The sequence below is a fragment of the Qipengyuania rhodophyticola genome, from assembly GCF_042493225.1.
Lineage (GTDB): Bacteria > Pseudomonadota > Alphaproteobacteria > Sphingomonadales > Sphingomonadaceae > Erythrobacter.
Map to the genome: position 1 here is coordinate 2,278,944 of NZ_CP170454.1, position 19,398 is coordinate 2,298,341.

Annotated in this window: 19 protein-coding genes and 1 tRNA gene; 6 read left to right on the top strand and 14 right to left on the bottom strand. The window is 55.2% G+C overall.

Annotation, left to right across the window (positions count from 1 at the left end; translation table 11 throughout):
• Position 1 precedes the first annotated feature (1 nt).
• The 7 genes from ACFCXQ_RS10900 to ACFCXQ_RS10930 all read right to left on the bottom strand — a co-directional run bounded on the left by ACFCXQ_RS10900 (position 2) and on the right by ACFCXQ_RS10930 (position 6,987).
• Positions 2-661 carry a hypothetical protein gene (locus ACFCXQ_RS10900; RefSeq protein ID WP_379550504.1) on the bottom strand — a complete coding sequence of 220 codons (660 nt, stop codon included), beginning with the start codon at positions 659-661 and terminating at the stop codon, positions 2-4.
• An 82-nt stretch (positions 662-743) separates the two neighbouring features.
• Complete coding sequence (locus ACFCXQ_RS10905) at positions 744-1,412, bottom strand: TadE/TadG family type IV pilus assembly protein (RefSeq protein WP_379550506.1); 669 nt, start codon at positions 1,410-1,412, stop codon at positions 744-746.
• Positions 1,409-2,029, bottom strand: a complete 621-nt coding sequence (locus tag ACFCXQ_RS10910; protein WP_379550507.1) for a TadE/TadG family type IV pilus assembly protein — start codon at positions 2,027-2,029, stop codon at positions 1,409-1,411. The genes ACFCXQ_RS10905 and ACFCXQ_RS10910 overlap by 4 nt, the downstream gene beginning before the upstream one ends.
• Positions 2,026-4,005, bottom strand: a complete 1,980-nt coding sequence (locus ACFCXQ_RS10915; protein ID WP_379550509.1) for a pilus assembly protein TadG-related protein — start codon at positions 4,003-4,005, stop codon at positions 2,026-2,028. The genes ACFCXQ_RS10910 and ACFCXQ_RS10915 overlap by 4 nt, the downstream gene beginning before the upstream one ends.
• A 95-nt stretch (positions 4,006-4,100) precedes the next feature.
• Complete coding sequence (locus tag ACFCXQ_RS10920; RefSeq protein WP_379550511.1) at positions 4,101-5,459, bottom strand: pyruvate dehydrogenase complex E1 component subunit beta; 1,359 nt, start codon at positions 5,457-5,459, stop codon at positions 4,101-4,103.
• A complete protein-coding gene (pdhA, locus tag ACFCXQ_RS10925) occupies positions 5,459-6,532 on the bottom strand; it encodes a pyruvate dehydrogenase (acetyl-transferring) E1 component subunit alpha (protein ID WP_379550512.1) in 1,074 nt (357 codons plus the stop codon). Before pdhA ends, ACFCXQ_RS10920 begins: the two co-directional genes overlap by 1 nt.
• A 134-nt stretch (positions 6,533-6,666) precedes the next feature.
• The gene (locus ACFCXQ_RS10930) at positions 6,667-6,987 is read right to left on the bottom strand and encodes an FtsB family cell division protein (RefSeq protein ID WP_379550514.1); all 321 of its coding nucleotides are present in this window, start codon (positions 6,985-6,987) and stop codon (positions 6,667-6,669) included.
• A gap of 145 nt (positions 6,988-7,132) precedes the next feature.
• On the opposite strand from ACFCXQ_RS10930, the gene hppD reads away from it, so the two are divergent.
• The 3 genes from hppD to ACFCXQ_RS10945 all read left to right on the top strand — a co-directional run bounded on the left by hppD (position 7,133) and on the right by ACFCXQ_RS10945 (position 9,793).
• The gene (gene hppD, locus ACFCXQ_RS10935) at positions 7,133-8,239 is read left to right on the top strand and encodes a 4-hydroxyphenylpyruvate dioxygenase (RefSeq protein WP_379550516.1); all 1,107 of its coding nucleotides are present in this window, start codon (positions 7,133-7,135) and stop codon (positions 8,237-8,239) included.
• Positions 8,236-8,796 (top strand): VOC family protein, encoded by a 561-nt coding sequence (locus ACFCXQ_RS10940; RefSeq protein WP_379550518.1) that lies wholly within the window; start codon positions 8,236-8,238, stop codon positions 8,794-8,796. Before hppD ends, ACFCXQ_RS10940 begins: the two co-directional genes overlap by 4 nt.
• 82 nt (positions 8,797-8,878) lie before the next feature.
• A complete protein-coding gene (locus ACFCXQ_RS10945; RefSeq protein ID WP_379550520.1) occupies positions 8,879-9,793 on the top strand; it encodes a haloalkane dehalogenase in 915 nt (304 codons plus the stop codon).
• 136 nt (positions 9,794-9,929) lie between these two features.
• Here the strand turns inward: ACFCXQ_RS10945 and ACFCXQ_RS10950 are convergent.
• The 4 genes from ACFCXQ_RS10950 to grxC form a co-directional block, all read right to left on the bottom strand.
• Positions 9,930-10,006, bottom strand: a tRNA-Arg gene (locus ACFCXQ_RS10950).
• A gap of 53 nt (positions 10,007-10,059) precedes the next feature.
• Positions 10,060-10,551, bottom strand: a complete 492-nt coding sequence (locus tag ACFCXQ_RS10955) for a DUF1178 family protein (protein WP_379550521.1) — start codon at positions 10,549-10,551, stop codon at positions 10,060-10,062.
• 8 nt (positions 10,552-10,559) lie between these two features.
• Positions 10,560-11,390 (bottom strand): carbon-nitrogen hydrolase family protein, encoded by an 831-nt coding sequence (locus ACFCXQ_RS10960; RefSeq protein WP_379550523.1) that lies wholly within the window; start codon positions 11,388-11,390, stop codon positions 10,560-10,562.
• 9 nt (positions 11,391-11,399) lie between these two features.
• A complete protein-coding gene (grxC, locus tag ACFCXQ_RS10965; protein ID WP_379550525.1) occupies positions 11,400-11,663 on the bottom strand; it encodes a glutaredoxin 3 in 264 nt (87 codons plus the stop codon).
• A gap of 178 nt (positions 11,664-11,841) precedes the next feature.
• Here grxC and ACFCXQ_RS10970 point away from each other — a divergent pair, with 178 nt between their 5' ends.
• The gene (locus ACFCXQ_RS10970) at positions 11,842-12,318 is read left to right on the top strand and encodes an Hsp20 family protein (RefSeq protein WP_379554638.1); all 477 of its coding nucleotides are present in this window, start codon (positions 11,842-11,844) and stop codon (positions 12,316-12,318) included.
• 357 nt (positions 12,319-12,675) lie between these two features.
• On the opposite strand, the gene ACFCXQ_RS10975 is transcribed toward ACFCXQ_RS10970, so the two are convergent.
• The 3 genes from ACFCXQ_RS10975 to tpiA form a co-directional block, all read right to left on the bottom strand.
• Positions 12,676-14,310, bottom strand: coding sequence for a CTP synthase (locus tag ACFCXQ_RS10975; protein ID WP_379550527.1), 1,635 nt, complete (start codon positions 14,308-14,310; stop codon positions 12,676-12,678).
• 119 nt (positions 14,311-14,429) lie between these two features.
• Entirely contained in the window at positions 14,430-14,816 is a 387-nt protein-coding gene (gene secG / locus ACFCXQ_RS10980; RefSeq protein WP_379550529.1) for a preprotein translocase subunit SecG, read from the bottom strand.
• 117 nt (positions 14,817-14,933) lie between these two features.
• Entirely contained in the window at positions 14,934-15,695 is a 762-nt protein-coding gene (gene tpiA / locus ACFCXQ_RS10985; RefSeq protein ID WP_379550530.1) for a triose-phosphate isomerase, read from the bottom strand.
• A 195-nt stretch (positions 15,696-15,890) separates the two neighbouring features.
• On the opposite strand from tpiA, the gene ACFCXQ_RS10990 reads away from it, so the two are divergent.
• Positions 15,891-17,828, top strand: coding sequence for a peptidylprolyl isomerase (locus tag ACFCXQ_RS10990; protein WP_379550532.1), 1,938 nt, complete (start codon positions 15,891-15,893; stop codon positions 17,826-17,828).
• Between the two features lie 81 nt (positions 17,829-17,909).
• On the top strand, positions 17,910-19,361 hold the full coding sequence (gene trpE / locus ACFCXQ_RS10995; RefSeq protein WP_379550534.1) for an anthranilate synthase component I: 1,452 nt from the start codon (positions 17,910-17,912) through the stop codon (positions 19,359-19,361).
• The last annotated feature ends 37 nt before the right edge of the window (positions 19,362-19,398 follow it).

Below are 19,398 nucleotides of genomic sequence, written 5' to 3' on the forward strand. Positions count from 1 at the left end.
GCTATCGCCCAAATATTCCAAGTCTTAGCGCAAATAACGGGGATAAACGATCACCAACAAGACTTGTACGCCCCTGTTTAAGTGCGCGTACTGAGAGACCTTCTAGTATAGTTAGCGGACGCATTGAGCGATCAAGCGCCCCGTTAACTTGCGTATGCTCCTTGACCAGTCGCTGGACGTTTTTGCGCCCGTCAGTGTCGCTCAAATGTAGCGAGAGGTCAGTGAGCGCCCAGCACCTTGCAGCATTCGCGATTAGGCTTTTGTGACAAGCCGAGTTTGCGCGCTTGGCAAGCGCCTTAAATGGCGCAACTCGTCCTTGTGCAAAGCTCTCTAGAGCGCCGTCGTCCATCACATCGGTGACGAGCAACAACTCCCAACTGTCGACGAGTTCGATGAGGGGTTTTTCATAACCCGCCCAAAATTCAGAAATGTTGGAGAGAATCGGATTGCCTTTTGGGCGTGTCTCAATCGGCGCGCCCAATTGGTCGCGCCACCATGCTAGACGCATTTGCCCGAGGATCGCCTCGCTGGTCCCCGCGACAATGCGTCCGAGTGCGTGGTCAAGGCTGAAGAATGCTAGCCACTGGCCCCGGTGACCAGCGGGCGCATGAGCTAGCGATAGTCTTTGCGCCTCAGGAATCTCAGTTACGGTAGTGCCCATCGTCTCGCGGTTTCACAAGCAGCAATGCTCGCGTCAATCCACAATACGATCTGGTCCGATGTGTTGCGCTCGAATATTCGTCCTAAGTGGAGCAATCATTCTGCGGTGTCCCGACAAGGCCAGGGTCAGTCGAGTCCTGCAGGGTCCGGTCGTCGCGTACCAAGAACGCGGCTTCCTCGCGAAATCCCATATCTTCGACGTATGGGTTCGGGATGATACTATCGTACTCATAGTGTATTTCGACGTACATGACAGCCGAACCAGCCGGTGCAGTTACCAAGTTTGCACCGTTGCCCATTCCAGCAATCGTCGATCCGCTCAGGCCGTTATTGGTGTCGTCGTCGCCGTAAGCGCTGTCTCTGTCGAGCTCACCAATACATCTTTGCCAATGGATAAACTGCCTGCCAGTCGGAGGGTCAACCTCGAGGCTGCTCAAGATTACCCGCGCATTAGTCTCAAGGTTTACACTTCGCCCCTGAATGAGCGCACCTTCGAGCACGGCGTCAACGTCGTCCTCCGAGATAGTTGGAATAATTGCTGAGTTATCATTCTGTCCGAGACGAGAGGCATTATCTGCTAACGAAAGTGCGATCTGGCTGACCTTCATCTTTGTTGTAGCAATATGTGACACTTCGAGACCGAACAGGCCCATCGTGATGAAAACGGGCGCAACCACCGCAAATTCGGTAAGCGAAACTCCGCCTTCATCGCGCAGGAGCGCCGATGAAAACCGCTTGAGCCGATTGATCATGTGCAAACTCCTGTGCTGTTCCCCGGCCCAACTTGTTGAGCAAAGGGCTGGTTCCTCTTCACTGCGACGGAAGACAGTTTTCGCGTCGAACTAGCCTCGGAACTGAACGGGATCGGGAAAAGCGGTTCATACTCCATCTCAACACGGTAGATCACAACGTCGCTGGCCTGACCATTGCCCTGCACGCCCACATCTTCGTCCCACGAGCCATTGTTGTTTTCATCGGTGTAAAGCTCTCCATTGTTGCACAGACCATCTCCGTCTGTGTCACCATATGGCTCCGCACGCTCAACGTTGGGAAAGTCAAAATAGCTCTTACGCTCGGTGCTGATCGTCGCCCCGGGAGCAACTCTGCTGACCAACTCCAACAGGCGCGCGTCAGCTGCCGCCGCATCGCCAGTCTCCAAAGTCGAAGTACGCGCGGCCTCTTGAACTGCACCGTTTAGAACAGCCTGTGTGTAGGTCATCTGCCCGATGTCGAACATGCCCATCATCATGGTGATGAACACGACCGAAACGAGTCCGAACTCCATAATGGTAGCCCCGCCTTCGTCTTTGACTAACCTCTTAGCAAAGGCGCTAGCCCGCTCGCTTTGACGCTCGAACAAAGTCATCATTGTGTCACCCGCAGTTCTCCAACGTTTCTGGCGATTTCTTGAAATGCTGTCTCAAGCTGCGCCGAAGTGGCAGCGGTAAATGAGCTGTCGGTCGAGGCGCACTGTTCGAGCTCCGTTGTCAGAGTAGTAGCAAATGCAACCACCCAAACACGAATGCCTTTGGAGCGCGCGATTTGGCATGCCGCTTGGAAACGTTCGAAGTGCCTCTCGTTACGATCGTTGATGCCGTCATCCGTGATGCGCTGGTCATATAGCTCAACACCCCATGCCGAGTGACTGACAATACTCGTGTCCATCACACCATCCGTCATGAAGATAATGTGCCGTGCGACATTACCTCCGTTGGGCGGAGTTTGGTTTACGTTTGATGCGAACAAGCCTTGCGGAGATGCCAGGCGAGTTCCCCAGATCATCCCAATCGAGTGATAGGTGCCACCTCGTGGATCGAGAGAGTTGACCACATTGTCGAATTGAGCCTGAGTCATCGTGCTGAGCAATTGGCTTTGCGCCGGGCACGTCGCGAATGATTTTTGACCACGCTCCGTTTCGTCTGCCCTAGTGATGAATCGCCCATCACTGGTAACACGGAAGTATGACATCTCTTCGAGAAGTGGCTTCCAACGTGTCTCTTCAGTGGTTGGCACAAGGTCAATCGCGACATCGTTCAAGCCAGACGGCTGAAGGCCAATCAGTGTATTATAGCTAATAGTGTCCGTAACGACAGAGCTGCGCTCTTCGATACACCCAGCCCATGTGTAGGACTCTGGGTCGCCATTTTCGATGCCGAGAGAAGCGTCCTCATCGGCATTCTGAAAAGTAATCGCGCTACCGGTTTTGTAAGCGGACACATCGATGTCCTCGCGCTCCCGATAATCCCAATGATCGAACGTCTGGATAGTAGTAGTTACGAATACCGGTGCTTCCGTTGTCGTAGTCGTTTCAACGCGATCACGAGTTTGTGTCCGCCCGACAACGTTCCAATCCTGTCTTCCTCGCCTTTCACATGTGAAATCGGTTCGTCTCTGAGGCCGCACACGAGTTTCCAGAGTAATCCGATTTTGGCCGGCATCAATGAACGTGTCCGAACTGTTGGTAACGCCGCCATTATTCTGCCAACTGGTATCGGCAGGTTGCTGAGCTCTACACTGGTTCTTATTTCGGTAAGAACCACTGACAATATACCAGTCCCCGCTTTCGAAGTTTTCGCTCGTTGTGTCTGTCGTTGTCACCGGCGGAAGGTAGGACGCGACCTCACCAGTAGTGACTTCTGTCTCGTTAAAGTCTGGCTCCCGAGATTGAATGGTCACTTCATCTGCAAGCCAGGTCGGTTGAAGCAGATGACCAACATTGACCGTTTGAGAATATGGTACAAATCCATAACGGATTCGCGCAGCTGTGCCAGCGGTAGCGTTGTCTAGCGTCGTGTAAAACGATTGCATTGCCCCACGTAGAGCAGTGATACGCCGATCAGCATCGTTAGTTGTAGTGTTGCCCGCAATGTCCCAATCCATTGAACCTGTGGTATCTAGTACCATAATGACATCGCTGTTGCCGACAGACATGGTCGCTGTGCAGGTGACAGAAAGTGGAAGCTCTTCAAACCCGAACAAGTTCATGATCGTAGTATTGAGATTAGTTGAAGCGGCGCCGTTTACCGTTTGCCCATTGTTTGGCGTCGTGGGCGTGAATGTGGTGCCCGACGTGCCCGATTCGTTTTGGAAATTGACGTTGAAATAGTTGTTTGTTGCCTGCTGAGCAGCGGTGTCGAACCCGTTCGTGTCAACCTCACGGCGGCCAGCCAAGACTGCTGAGTCGCAGGCGTTCTGCAACCGGTTTTGAACCATGTATGCTCGGGACATATCGACGCCGCCGCCAACAAGGCCGGCAAGGACAAACACTGCTGCCGCGGTAAGCGGAAACACATTTGCCTCTTTCGATTTTCTAAGCTCCGTGAGGAAGCCTCTAGAATTAACCATATCAATAAGTCCTGCGTAGATTTCTACAATTACGCAGGGTCTTATGGCCTAAGGGTTTAAGTCCCCCCTAAGCGACAGAGTTAAAGAAGTGTTACCTAGGACTTGTAGCAAACGGCCTTAGCTGCTTCGACAATGGCGTCCGCATCAATCAGCGCGAGTTTTTCAAGATTGGCTGCATAAGGCAGCGGTACGTCTTCATTGCACACGCGCATGACCGGTGCATCCAGGTGATCAAAGCCTTGTTCCATGCACACTGCAATCACCTCAGAAGCGATGGAACAGGTGGGCCAGCCTTCCTCTGCGATGACCAAACGATTTGTCTTGGCGAGCGATCTTAATACGGTTTCGGTGTCGAGCGGCCGCAAAGTGCGAAGGTCGATAACCTCTGCATCAATGCCGTTGTTAACTAATGTTTCAGCCGCTTCCAAAGCCAGTCCGACGCCGATCGAGTAGGAGACAATCGTCACATCTTGACCTTCGCGCATGATTCGCGCCTTGCCGATCGGCAGCACGTGATCGTCGAGTTCTGGAAGTTCAAAGCTGCGCCCGTAAACCAGCTCGTTCTCAAGGAACACAACCGGGTCCTCGCAGCGGATCGCGGCCTTCATCAAGCCCTTGGCATCTGCGCTGTCATAAGGAGCAATCACGATCAGGCCAGGCACGCTGGCATACCATGGGCCGTAATTCTGGCTGTGCTGCGCGCCCACACGGCTCGCGGCTCCGTTTGGCCCGCGGAACACGATTGGGCAGCGCATCTGGCCACCTGACATGTAATTGGTCTTGGCGGCAGAGTTGATGATGTGGTCAATCGCCTGCATCGCGAAGTTGAACGTCATGAACTCAACAATCGGACGCAGTCCGCCCATCGCTGCGCCAGCACCGATGCCAGCAAAACCGTACTCTGTAATCGGTGTGTCAATCACGCGCTTGGGGCCGAACTCATCGAGCAGTCCCTGCGTTACCTTATAAGCGCCTTGGTATTCGGCAACTTCTTCGCCCATCACGAATACACGCTCGTCCCGGCGCATTTCCTCTGCCATCGCATCGCGTAATGCTTCGCGCACGGTTACTGTGGCCATATTGGTGCCAGCGGGAATGGCCGGGTCGGCTTTGGGTTCGGATTTGGGCTTTTCAGGCGCGGATGCGACAGCCGGAGCAGCCTCTACCGGTTCGGGAGGGGCGCTAGGCGCGGGCTCGGGCGCGCTTTCTTCCCCATCCCCCGCCATGGTCGCAATTACCGTCCCGACTGCGACATTCTCAGTACCCTCAGCGATCAGGATCTTCTCTAAAGTGCCATCATCGATGGCTTCAAACTCCATCGTCGCTTTGTCGGTCTCGATCTCTGCGATGATATCGCCGGCTTCGACCGTGTCGCCTTCTTGCTTGAGCCACTTAGCGAGAGTGCCCTCCTCCATCGTCGGTGACAGCGCAGGCATTTTCAGTTCGATCGCCATCAGTAGTTCTCCACCAGAACGTCGGTGTAGAGTTCGGACGGCTCCGGCTCTGGAGAGCTTTCAGCAAAGTCAGCCGCCTCATTCACGAGCTTACGGATATCTTTATCAATAGCTTTTAGCGCATCCTCAGTCTGTCCAGCATCCATGAGAGTTTTCTTCAAACCCTCAATAGGGTCTTTCTCCTGACGCATATCCTGCACTTCTTCGCGTGTGCGATATTTCGCCGGGTCGGACATCGAGTGGCCGCGATAGCGATAAGTGTTGCATTCCATCAAAACCGGACCATTGCCGCCGCGAACATGCGCGAATGCGATCTCGGCTGCCTGACGGACAGCCAGAACATCCATGCCGTCAACATCCATGCCTGGGATTCGGAATGCAGTGCCGCGGCGATGAAATTCGGTTTCTGCGCTTGAGCGGGTAACGGCTGTACCCATGGCATATTGGTTGTTCTCAACTACGAAAACGATCGGCAAATTCCACAGGGCAGCCATGTTAAACGTCTCATAGACTTGGCCCTGGTTGGCCGCGCCATCGCCAAAATAGGCAAGGCATAGTCCGCCGTCTTCATTATATTGATGCGCAAGCGCGAGCCCGCCACCGAGTGCCACCTGGGCGCCGACAATTCCGTGGCCGCCGTAAAACTTATGCTCAGTGCTGAACATATGCATCGAGCCGCCCTTGCCCTTGGAAATTCCTGCCTGACGCCCGGTCAGCTCCGCCATGATCACCTTGGGATCAATGCCATAGGCGAGCATATGGCCATGATCGCGGTAACCGGTGATCACGCTGTCACGATCATTATCGAGTGCAGACTGAAGGCCGATCGCGACTGCTTCTTGTCCGATGTACAAATGGCAAAAGCCGCCGATCAGGCCGAGGCCGTAGAGCTGCCCCGCCTTTTCCTCGAACCGGCGAATGAGCAGCATCTGTTTGTAGAAGTCGAGCAATTGCTCTTCACTGGCATCAAAGCGCGGCGAGTTCTCATGTCGCTCCTGCAGGCTGTGCAGCGCGAATTTGTCCGCCGTGTTCGCTTTTGAAGAGCTTTTCTTTGTCCGTGGGGATTTAGCCAAGAGAGGCGTCCTTATATCTTCCGGGGAGAGAAATTAAGCTCGCTATAGAAGCAAGGTTCCCTAGCGGCAATGCTAGCTTAGCTTGATGTGGAAATAGAATGAAATTGCGAATAAAAAATGGCGCAAGGCAGGACCTAGTCCTTAAGCTTTACGACCACTTCATCTGCATGAAGGACGTTAAGCTGGCTGCGCAAGAGTTCGTCCACCAAATCAGGATCCGCGCTATCTGGATCAAGCAAGTCAACCTTGTTCTTCAGCGCGTCGCGCTCCTCGAGCAGAACTGCCAAGTGCTGCTCCCGTTGATCTAGTAGGCGCAAGTTCTCGCTCCAAGCGAGCAAGCCCGCGGGGCCGGCAATAGCCATGCCGCCAATGACCAATAAAAACGCTAACGCAAGTCCGTTTGTGAAACGAACTTTGCGCTTGTCAGTGGTTGAGAGGTTAGCGGCAAACATCATTTAGACAGAATCATGGTTAAGGTCGCAAGGCAAGCTATTTCTTTAGAATTGACACCAGCGGAAAGTCTCAAACGTTCGGTTGACCAACTTGCCACGAAGAGCTATTTAGTTTCTAATGTAACCAGTTTGTTGAAAGAGTGATTCCATGGCTGATCTGTTTGATAATCCCGCAGGCCTCGACGGCTTTGAATTTGTGGAATTTTGCGCGCCTGAAAAAGGTCAGCTCGAACCTGTATTCATGGCTATGGGTTTCACTCACATCGCAACCCACCGGTCTAAAGATGTCCAACTTTGGCGCCAGGGCGACATCAATCTGATTGCCAATTATGAGCCCCGCTCAGCAGCTTGGTACTTCGCCCGCGAGCACGGCCCTTCTGCTTGCGGCATGGCTTTCCGTGTTCGTGATGCAGTCAAAGCCTATGACCATCTAATCGCTCAAGGCGCGGAGCCAGTAGCAAATGATCCCGGCCCAATGGAGCTTCGCATTCCGGCTATTCGCGGGATTGGCGGCGCGATCCTTTATCTGGTAGATCGCTACGCTGACGAGGGCGACGATGGCCTATCGGTTTACGACATCGACTTTGAGTATTTGCCTGGGGTCGAACGCCACCCCGAGGGTGCGGGTTTCAAACTGATCGATCACCTTACGCACAACGTCTATACTGGCCGGATGAAGTACTGGGCGGATTATTACGAGACGCTCTTCAACTTTCAGGAAATCCGCTTCTTCGACATCAAGGGGGAGTACACTGGCCTCACTTCCAAAGCGCTCACCGCGCCCGACGGCAAGATTAAGATCCCGCTCAATGAAGAAGGTGAAGGAGGCAAAGGGCAGATCGAAGAGTTCCTGCGCGAGTTCAACGGCGAAGGCATTCAGCACATCGCGCTGATCTGCGATGATCTGGTTGGCTGCTGGGACCGGCTCAAGAACTTCGGCGTGCCCTTTATGACCGCTCCGCCCGAGACATATTATGATATGCTGAGCGAGCGTCTGCCCGGTCACGGTGAAGACGAGAATGAGCTGAAGGCTCGTGGTATTCTGCTTGATGGTACAACCGAAGGCGGCGAGCCGCGCTTGCTGCTTCAGATTTTTGCCGAGGCGCAAGTTGGCCCGGTCTTCTTCGAGTTCATTCAACGCAAAGGTGATGACGGCTTTGGCGAGGGTAATTTCAAAGCTCTGTTTGAAAGCATCGAGCGTGATCAGGTCGCGCGCGGTGTGCTCGACACGAAAAAGACGGAGCCTGCAGAATGACCAACGCACCAAAGTTGGGCGGCGTTCACCACGCGGCCTATCGCTGCAAAGACGCGAAAGAGACGGTCGAGTGGTATGGACGCGTCATGGGAATGGAATACACCACAGCCTTTGCTGAGGATCACGTGCCGTCCACGGGTGAATATGACCCCTATATGCACGTCTTCCTTGATGCCGGGAATGATAATATTCTGGCGTTCTTTGAGCTTCCTAATCAGCCCGATATGGGCCGGGACGAAAACACTCCGCAATGGGTTCAGCATCTCGCGTTCAGGGTTGGCAGCGAGGATGAATTGCTCGCTGCGAAAGCCCATGTTGAAGCGCAGGGCATTGATGTGCTTGGCCCCACGCATCACGGCATTTTCAAGTCGATCTACTTCTTTGATCCCAATGGTCACCGCGTCGAACTGGCGGCCGACATAGGCACTGATGAGCAATATGCAGAACTAAAGCGAGTAGCGCCGTTGATGCTGGATGAGTGGAGTGAGACGAAGAAAGCGCCGCGCCACGCAGATTGGCTACATGAGCTGGCACGTGAGGAGCACGCGCAGAAATAGCGACCTCGCAGGTTTTTGTGCTTCTTTCGTAACAAGTCTGTAAGGCTGCGCGAAGCTCATCTCGTAACGGGAGAATACGAACATGAAAGTACTTCGCACACCGGCAGAACGTTTTGCTGCGCTTCCTGACTATCCGTTTGCGGAGAACTGGCTCGATATCGATCTGGGTGATGGGCATTCGGGCCGGATGCACTATGTGGACGAGGGCGATAAAGCCGCCCCGCCTGTCCTGCTCTTTCATGGCGAGCCAAGCTGGTCATTTCTCTATCGCAAGATGATCCCGATTTTGGCCGATGGAGGCTTTCGCGTGCTGGCGCCTGACCTCATCGGTTTTGGTAAGAGCGATAAGCCGGACGACCAAAACTTCTATACATATGCGCGGCATGTCGATTGGCTGAAACAATGGCGCACTGCAGTCGAGCCGCGGCCCGCTGCTCTGTTTTGTCAGGATTGGGGCGGCTTGCTGGGGCTGCGCATGGTTGGCGAAGAGCCTGATCTCTTCACCTGCGTTGTTACTAGTAACACCTTTCTGCCCGTCGGTGGCGGCGCGACGCCCGCTTTTCTTGCGTGGCGTGAATTTGCAAAAAGCTCGCCAGAGTTTGACATTGGCGCGATCATTGATCGCGCGACTCAGAGCGTCCGGAGCGTAGAGGAGATCGCCGCCTATAACGCGCCCTACCCGAGCGAGGAGTATAAGGCTGGCGCGCGTGCGTTCCCGCAATTGGTCCCCGTGGAGGACGACACGCCAGGTGTCGCCGAGAACAAGGCAGCTTGGGTGGGGCTCTCGGCCTTCGACAAGCCGTTCCTGACCCTGTTCGGCAAAGATGATCCTGTGCTTGGCGCTGCAGGCCCTGCCCTTGCCTCACGCATTAAGGGCGCAGACGGACAGCCGCACGATATGCTGAGCGATTGCGGGCATTTTTCTCAAGAAGATCGCCCTACCGAGCTCGCGCAAGGCGTGATCGATATGGCGAAAGCTACGGGACACATTGCCTGATCGATAAAATTGGTGCGCCCGACAGGATTGTCCTCGCGCCTCGGGCGCTCGTTCATCTCGGCCACGCCTCGATTCCGATTTCAAACCCTGCCAAAGGCAAACCATAAAAGACCATTCCAGAGGTGATGGCCTTGTATGGTGCGCCCGACAGGATTCGAACCTGTGGCCCCCAGATTAGGAATCTGATGCTCTATCCGACTGAGCTACGGGCGCGCCGTCATCGCAAGACGAATTCGCGCGTTTAGCAGCTCAGAAGAAGCGCGCAATCAATTGAGTTCATCTGGCGGAGCAACAGCCACGATCAAAGGCGCAACCGAGACACCCTCGTCCAGCAGATCTTCTGCTTCCTCGCGTGTGGCCTGTCCGTGTATCGGAGCAGCGTCGCTCTCACCATAGTGCATTGAGCGAGCCTTGTCGGCGAACTTGTCACCCACCCACTCGCTCTTTTCCAGAGCTTTGGCTTGAGCTTTGGCCAAGGCAGCGAACGCCTCCGTCACTTCTTTGGGCATTGGCGTATTGGCAATTGGCTGTGCTGAACTGCTTGCCGTGTGTTCTACCACGCGCCCTTCCACAACATCTGAGCGACTATTGCCCTTAGTCGGAACAGCCGGAGCCATGGGTGCCTTCACCACATCCTCACTCCCGCAAATTGGGCAGGTGACAAGGCCCTGGGCGATCTGGTCGGCGTAATCCGCCGAAGAGCTAAACCACCCTTCAAACGTGTGGCCTTCATCGCAGGAGAGATCAAAAACAATCATGGTATCGCCTAATTGGTGATTTTTCTGCGATTGTACAGGCTTGGCAATTGCGCGCGCACTTCTGCGATGCGGCTCAAATCGACGTCGCAAAAGCCAAGGCCGGCTTCTTCGCCGCCCATATCGAGCAATATCTCGCCCCAAGGATCAATCACCAGAGAATGACCATATGTGCTGCGCCCGTCCTCATGCGTTCCGACTTGCGCGGCGGCGACAATATAGGCGCTAGCCTCAATTGCTCGTGCCCTCAACATGACATGCCAATGCGCCTTGCCGGTTGGAACGGTAAAGGCTGCAGGCACCGCGATTACGTCGCAGCGCTCCTGCCCCAAGGCATCGAACAAAGCCGGGAACCGTAGATCATAACAGATGGTGAGACCCATATCGCCAAGCGGGGTGTCGCGCGCCACAACGATGCGATCCCCCGGATGATACGCTGCGCTTTCCCGCCAGCTCTCTCCTGAGCTTAGGGCCACATCGAACATATGGATTTTGTCGTAGCTGATTGGGCCCTTCCCGTCCCCATCGCCAGACCCCGAAAAATAGAATGAACGGTTGGCCCAATGCGCGGCGTCATAAGTGATCGGCATGGAGCCAAGCGCGATGTCGATCTGATTCTCAGCCGCTAATGCTTGAAGCCGCGCGATCATGTCATCCGCGCTTACGCTCTCGATCCAAGGTGCCGCTCGCTTGCGGTTCCGATCAAGCAGGACCGACATTTCGGGAGTGAAAAGCACCTCAGCTCCTCCCTCAGCCGCATCGTTTGCCGCCGCGCGGATGCGCTCAAAATTGACCTCTGGGTCAATGCCAGACGTCATTTGAAGGACAGCAATCTTGGTCATGAAAAGCTGTTATCCAGCCAAAAGCGCATCAAGTTTGCCATCGCGTTCTAGCGCGGCCAATTCGTCCGAACCGCCGACATGTGTGTCACCGATGAAAATTTGCGGCACAGTGCGTGCCTCGGGCGCGCGCTCCAACATTTCCGCCTTCTTTGCCCCGCCCATCGAGATGTCGTGCTCGGTGTAGTCGACGCCTTTCTGATCGAGTAATTGCTTTGCCCGCATGCAGAAACCGCAGGTGAACTTGGTGTAGATTGTGACTGGTGGTGTGCTCATGCGGTGTCCCCAAAATTTGTCGTTATAACGTGTAGCTTGTTCGCTTGAAATTCAATGGGCGTTCCCCATCTAGATCGTGTCAGAAGCGGCCAAAACGGCGTTTTTGACAGTTGAATCCGGCGGACCGCTGATCGTTCAGGTTCCGCCTACAGATTGCTCAATTAAGAGGATTTGAATGATGCAAAGAATTGACCTTACACCTTATCGCCGTTCGACCGTTGGTTTCGATCGTCTGTTTGACCTTCTCGAAAACCAAGCTCGTGCGAGTTCTGGCGACAATTACCCACCCTTCAATGTCGAGCGCCGGGATGAAGACAGCTACCGGATTACGCTCGCGGTGGCGGGCTTTGGCGCTGCTGATCTCGATATTACCGCACAGCAAAACCTGCTGACCGTCGCTGGCAATAAGCGCGCTGAAGAAGTTAAAGGCGAAATGCTCCATCTGGGCATTGCCAATCGCGGGTTTGAGCGGAGGTTTGAGCTGGCCGACTATGTTCGCGTTGAAAATGCAGACCTTGCTGACGGGCTGCTATATATCGATCTCGTGCGCGAGGTTCCTGATGCTATGAAGCCTAAGAAAATCGCCATCGGCGGTAACACGTTAGAAATCGTATCGTCAGACGAAGAATCGGATGACGATAGCGCTGTTGCGTAACCGACCAACTTTATTGAAATTTGACCGAAGGTGGGTGGTCAGTGCCTAAGCGCTGACCACCTGCGGTGCCGTGGCACCGCCCAGTCTCAGAATTGACCGTCTGGGTCGCAGACGACGATCAATCCCGAGCCAAGTTAAATTTTGAACTATTGGAAGCAGACATGCGTCATGGGTTCTTCGCCCATACGCTCTGTCTGTTTTCAAAGCCCCCACTTCGATTACGTGAGTAGATCTAGCCAAACCGCCGGGCGCTGATAGGTCAAATCGGACATAACCGAATAGTTTCGAAAGAAATCACGCGTCCCAAGAGGCTGACATCGCCAGCAAACAAGCGTTGCTGCGAAATAGAAGCCGGAATTAAACTAAGCGCGCCTGATCAAGCGCTGCTCTGATGAAACCGGCAAAGAGCGGATGCGGCTCAAATGGCCTTGACTTAAGCTCTGGATGGAATTGGACACCGACGAACCATGGATGGTCGGGACGCTCGACAATCTCCGGGAGCAAGCCATCGGGCGACATTCCTGAGAATACCAAGCCGTCCTTTTCGAGCGCGTCGATATAACCGCTATTGACTTCATAGCGGTGGCGGTGGCGTTCCGAGATGCTTGTCGCGCCGTCATAAACTGAGGAAACATGGCTATTGCCCGCCAGTTTCGCCTCATATGCGCCTAGGCGCATTGTTCCACCCAAATCGCCGCCAGCCTCGCGCTTTTGCAAGCCTTCTTCGGTCATCCATTCGCTGATGATGCCAACGATTGGTTCTTCAGTCTCGCCAAACTCACTTGATGAAGCATTAGGAAAGCCTGATGTTCTGGCCCCTTCGATACAGGCCATTTGCATACCCAAGCATATGCCAAAGAACGGAACATCGCGTTCGCGTGCAAAACGGACACTCGCGATCTTGCCTTCAGAGCCGCGCTCACCAAACCCGCCAGGCACCAGAATCCCGTGCATTGGCTCAAGCTGCGCAATGATATCATTTTCGTCTTGCTCGAAGACCTCCGCATCGATCCATTTGACATTGACTTTGACGCGGTGCGCCATTCCTCCGTGGATGAGGGCTTCATTTAACGATTTATAGGCGTCTTGCAGGCCAACATATTTCCCTACTACGCCGATCGTCACTTCGCCTTCTGGGTTCGCATGCCGATCAACCACATCGTACCAGCGCGACAAATCAGGCTCAGGCGCATCATTCATGCCGAAGGCGCGCAGAACCTCACGATCCAGACCTTCCGCATGATATTGAAGCGGTACCGAATAGATCGACGGCGCATCTAGCGCAGGGATGACCGCCTCAGGGCGCACGTTACAGAATTGCGCAATTTTGCGTCGCTCGCCCTCAGGAATTTCATGCTCAGCGCGGCACAGCAGAAGGTCTGGCTTGATGCCAAGCGATGCGAGTTCTCGCACGGAGTGCTGCGTCGGCTTGGTCTTAAGTTCGCCCGCGGCTGCAATGAACGGCACCAAGGTAACATGCACGCTTAGTGTTTGCATCGGCTCCAGCTCGTTTCGCAGCTGACGGATGGCCTCCATAAATGGCAGGCCCTCAATATCGCCCACCGTACCGCCAATTTCGCACAGGATGAAATCGTGATCATCCTGATCTGCCAGTGCGAACTCTTTAATCGCGTCTGTCACATGAGGGATAACTTGGACCGTCGCGCCAAGATAATCGCCGCGCCGTTCCCTCGCGATTATGTCGCGGTAGACGCGCCCAGAGGTGATGTTGTCGCCCTGATGCGCGGAAACTCCGGTAAAGCGCTCATAGTGCCCTAGATCAAGGTCCGTCTCTGCCCCGTCATCCGTTACATAGACTTCGCCGTGCTGATATGGGCTCATCGTGCCGGGATCGACATTCAGATAGGGGTCGAACTTGCGGATACGAACCTTGTATCCGCGAGCCTGCAAAAGTGCTGCGAGAGAAGCGGCCATGAGGCCTTTGCCGAGCGAGGAAACCACGCCGCCGGTGATGAAAATATACCGCGCCATGGGAGTGGAGCCTTAAGCGCGTAGAGGGATTCGGCGCAAGGACTATGTCAGAACTTTGTTGGTTTGCGAGGCCGCAATCCACAGGTGCTTTGAATTGCTCGTCTTAATACGACCAGAGTTTAGTTTGCGAGTGGATCGTCGCTCTCGCTTGGCGCTGTATCTTCTGCCGGAGCAGCTTCCGTGGTGCCGCCAAGCACGGATGAGCCTGTTCCACCCAGCGGATCACTGGGTGTTTCAGTGGTTACATTGCGATCAAGCGTCGATTCGATATCGCTACCAGTCGTGTTTTCAACCGCGACAGCTGCGAGGATGATCGACAGAGTAACGAAGGCGACTGCCAGCCATTTGGTTGTCCGGCTTAGAAAATCAGCCGCTCCGCGTGCACTGAGCATACCTGTCGGGCTTCCGCCGATGCCGAGGCCCCCGCCTTCCGACTTTTGCATCAAAATAACGCCAACCAAGGCCGCAGCCACGATTGCTTGAACAACTGTCAGAAAGAGAAACATATTATATTGCCTATAACGCGCCGGATCGTGCGCTCATAAAATTACTGCGCTGTGGCATTTAGGGATCGCGTAAATCGGCGGCAACCCCTAAAACAAAGCCTCACACTCTATCAGTTTTTATTCGCCCTCTGGCTCGACCGAAGCCATCGCAATCCCAAGGAAACTGTCTGCCGTCAGGCTGGCTCCGCCCACCAATGCACCATCGACATTTGGCACTGCAAAGATCTCACGAGCATTATCAGGCTTAACCGAGCCGCCGTACAAAACGCGTACCTCCGCAGCTTTCGCCTCGCCATATGTCGTTTGCAGCAAGCCGCGGATCGCTGCGTGCATAGAAGCAATATCGGCTGCGCCGGCAACGCGGCCCGTGCCAATGGCCCAGATCGGTTCATACGCAATGGTCAGGCGCTCGTCTGCGTCCTCAATGTCTGGAAGGGCGGCCTTGAGTTGCGCGAGGACGAATTCTTCTGCCTGGCCAGCGTCGCGTGTCTCCAGACTTTCACCGCAGCACAGGATTACCCGGAGGCCCGCATCCAGGGCCGCATTGACCTTGGCCGCAACCAGCGAATCGCTCTCGCCATGATTTTGTCGCCGCTCGCTATGTCCCAGGATTACGAACTTCGCGCCAGAATCGGCCACCATGGCTGCCGAGATATCGCCAGTGTGCGCTCCTTCGGGCTCAGCATGGCAATCTTGCGCGCCAATAGCGATCTGCTCCGCCTCGCGATGGGCTGCGTGAATCAGTGTTGACGGTGGGGCCAAGGCTACTTCCACCTTCATGACTCGCTGGGCAGCCCGGTCAATCGCACGAGCTTCAGAAAGCATGGCGCGGGTGCCGTTCATTTTCCAATTGCCAACAATATAGGGCCGCTCGGCCATAGAAATACCTGTACCTGTTCTAAGCGAATACGTCGTTCGTCACGTCATATAGGGTGATTGGACGTGGCCCGCTAGCGGAGCTTTCACCTAAGGTCAAAACGGTTCGCCACCTGTTGCGACCTTGTTGCATGCCGGATAAAGCCCTCGTGAAGAATCTCTACGCCTCAATATCAAGTCACCAGGCTCAAGCACGTTATGATCAGTTATTTCCGCAAGTTTTTCAGTTCCAAGCTCGGCCTCGGTTTAACCCTTGGCTTTTTGGCCCTCATCGCCTTCGCTTTCGCGAGTAGCGATGTTGCAAATACGGGTACTTTCGGCGGTGTCGCGGGCGGTGACAGAGTTGCGGTTGTTGGCGATGAAAAAATCGGCACAGCGGAGCTTAGCCAAAGCGTGACGGCAGCGTTAGACCGAGTTCGTCAGCAAAACCCGACTTTGTCGATGCAGGGTTTTGTCGCGCAAGGCGGCATTGATACGGTGGTTGAGCAGCTGCTCGATCGCTATGCCATCGCGACTTATGCACAAGAACATGGTCTGCGCGCGGGCGATAATCTGGTGAATAGTGAAATTCGTAAGATCGGCGCCTTTCGCGGTGCTGATGGCAATTTTAGCGCAGAGACCTTTCGTCAGGCGCTTGCGCAACAAGGTTTGACCGAAACTTCCGTGCGCGACGACATTCGCTCAGGCCTGCTCGCTCAGCAAGTTGTAATTCCCGGATCGTTTGGCGCATCAATGCCTGAGAAGATGGCACGGCGTTATGCGCAATTGTTCAAAGAACGACGCACTGGCGCGATCGCGCTTCTTCCATCTGAGCTTTATGCTCCAGAAGGCGATCCGGATGAAGAAACGTTAGCGGCCTATTACGCAGACAATCGCGACGCATTCATCCGCCCAGAGCGCCGCATTGTGCGCTTTGCAAGCTTCAATGAGGAAGCTGTCAACGACTCGATCGAACCTACAGAAGCAGAAATTTCACAGCGCTATGAAGATGACGCAGCTCTTTATGCTGAGCGCGAAGACCGCAGTTTTACCCAGCTGATCGTGCCGACGCAGGAGGCAGCGACGGCGCTGCGTGATCAAGTTCAGGCTGGAGCGTCTTTCTCCCAAGTCGCGCAGAACGCAGGCCTTCGAGCGAGCGATATCGGCCCGGTTGACCGCGCTGGCCTAGCAGACACAGCCTCACCAGAGGTGGCTGAGGCGTATTTTGCTGCTGCGCAAGGAAGTTTGGCGGAACCAGCCCGGAGCCCACTTGGCTGGCATATCGGACAGGTGAACTCAGTGGAAAGCCGCGCAGGGCGCGCGCTCGAACAGGTTCGCAGCGAAATTACCGAGGTGATCCGAGACGAGAAAAGGGTTCGCGCATTGGCCGATCTGGCCGCCCAAGTTGAGGAGCAGCTTGATGACGGCGAAACGCTTACTTCGGTCGCCGAGAGCCTTGAGCTTGAGGTGACCACAACCCGGGCAATCACGGCCGATGGCTTGGTGTATGAAGGAGGCGGTGCGACCGCTCCACAGATTCTTGCCCCTGCCCTCGCGACCATTTTCCAGATGGAAGAGAGCGAGCCGCAAGTCGCCGATGTTGGGCAGGCCGAAACATATCTGATTTACGAAGCTTCAGAAATCACCGAATTTGCCGCAGCGCCGCTGGCGGACATTCGACAGGTCGTTGTCAATCGATGGAAGCTCTCTGAAGGCTCGAAAGCAGCCCGCGAGGCAGCGGACCGCATCATGGCAGCGGTTAGTAGTGGCACAGCGATGAATGCAGCTGTTGCCTCGGAGGAGAAACGTCTTCCGCCAGTCGATCAAATCAGTTTGACGCGCGAAGAACTGGCTCAGCAAGCACAGCAACGCATTCCGCCTCCACTCGCTTTGCTCTTCAGCATGGCGCAAGGCACCAACAAGCGCCTGGCTGCTGCGAATGAACTTGGCTGGTTTGTCGTTTCACTGGACGCAATTGAAGTAGGCGAAATTGACGCTGACGATCCATTGATCGCGCAAGCGCGCCAGCAATTGGGCCCTGCTGTTGGCGAAGAATACACCCGCCAATTGCTTGTCGCCATGCGTGAAACCATGGGCGTTGAGACAAACCCGGCGGCGATCGAGGCTGTCCGCAAGCAGCTGGTCGGTGAGCGCTGAGGATAGTTTCGGGAGGCGACACTGGCACAGCTAGAAGGCGCATCGCTCGCTAGAGCAGCGCTGAAAGACAACAAGGCAGCCTTGGTATGGCGGCGGGTCGTTGCTGATACAGTAACGCCGGTCGGTGCTGCGCTGACGCTGTTTGAGCCAGAGCGCGGCGACTTTCTGCTCGAATCAGTGGAAGGCGGCGAGACTCGCGGCCGCCATAGCCTTCTTGGTTGTGATCCAGATTTGGTTTTCCGCGCGGAAGGACGCAGCGCAGCAATTAACCGCAACTGGGCCCATGATCGCGATGACTTTGTGCTGTGCGAGGATGATAGCCTTGCCGCATTGCGCGCCTTAGGTGAGGCATGCCAGATCGATGTACCGGAAGGCCTACCATCCGCCCTCGCCTTTCTAGTCGGCTATTTCGGCTATGAGACGGTCGGACTGGTCGAAGATATTCCGCGAGCGCCAGAAAGCGAACTAGAGTTGCCCGACATGCTGTTTGCTCGGCCTCAACTGCTGCTGGTGTTCGACAATCTAAGCGATGAGGTGTTCTGCATTGCCCCGATTTGGCAGGCGGATAACGTCGAGAATGCAATCAATGCTGCGGTGGAACGGATTGATGAGGCTCTGCGGGCGCTGGAGATGCCTGGTCAGCATGCCGCCAGTGATCCCGTGGCTGACATCGCTGACATTGAGTTCTCGCATATTATTGAGCCCGCGCATTATCATCAGATGGTCGAGACCGCGCAGGAGTATATCGCGGCCGGGGACATCTTTCAGGTCGTCTTGGCGCAGCGGTTTTCGACGCCGTTTACTTTGCCGCCATTTGATCTCTACCGCGCTCTGCGCCGGATAAACCCCTCGCCCTTCCTTTATTTCCTCGATTTTCCCGGCTTTGCGGTCGTCGGTTCCAGCCCAGAGATATTGGTGCGTGTGCGCGACGGCGAAGTCACTATTCGCCCAATTGCGGGCACAAGGCCGCGCGGTGCAACCAGTCAGGAAGATCGCGCAGCAGAACAGTCACTTCTGGCAGATCCCAAAGAGCTAGCAGAGCATCTGATGCTGCTTGATCTCGGGCGTAATGATGTGGGGCGGGTCTCGGCCAAGGGAAGCGTTACTGTCACCGACAGCTTCACCGTCGAACGTTATAGCCATGTGATGCATATCGTTAGCAATGTGATCGGCATGCTCGACCCCAAACATCAAGCGTTGGATGCAATTTTCGCTGGGTTCCCCGCGGGCACAGTCAGCGGCGCGCCCAAAATCCGAGCGTGCGAGATTATCGCTGAGCTGGAGCCGGAGACGCGCGGCGCATATGCAGGCGCAGTGGGCTATTTCGCGCCGGACGGCTCGGTCGACAGCTGTATTGTTTTGCGCACGGCGGTGGTCAAAGATGGCACTATGCATGTTCAGGCCGGTGCAGGCATCGTTGCTGATAGCGACCCCGCTTATGAACAACGCGAGTGCGAAGCGAAGGCTGGCGCGCTTCGCGCTGCTGCTCTAGAGGCTGTGCGATTGGCACGAGATGTAGGTTACGGTCAGTGAGGTTTTCGGGGAAATCGATCGCGGTCTTGGCGCTCCT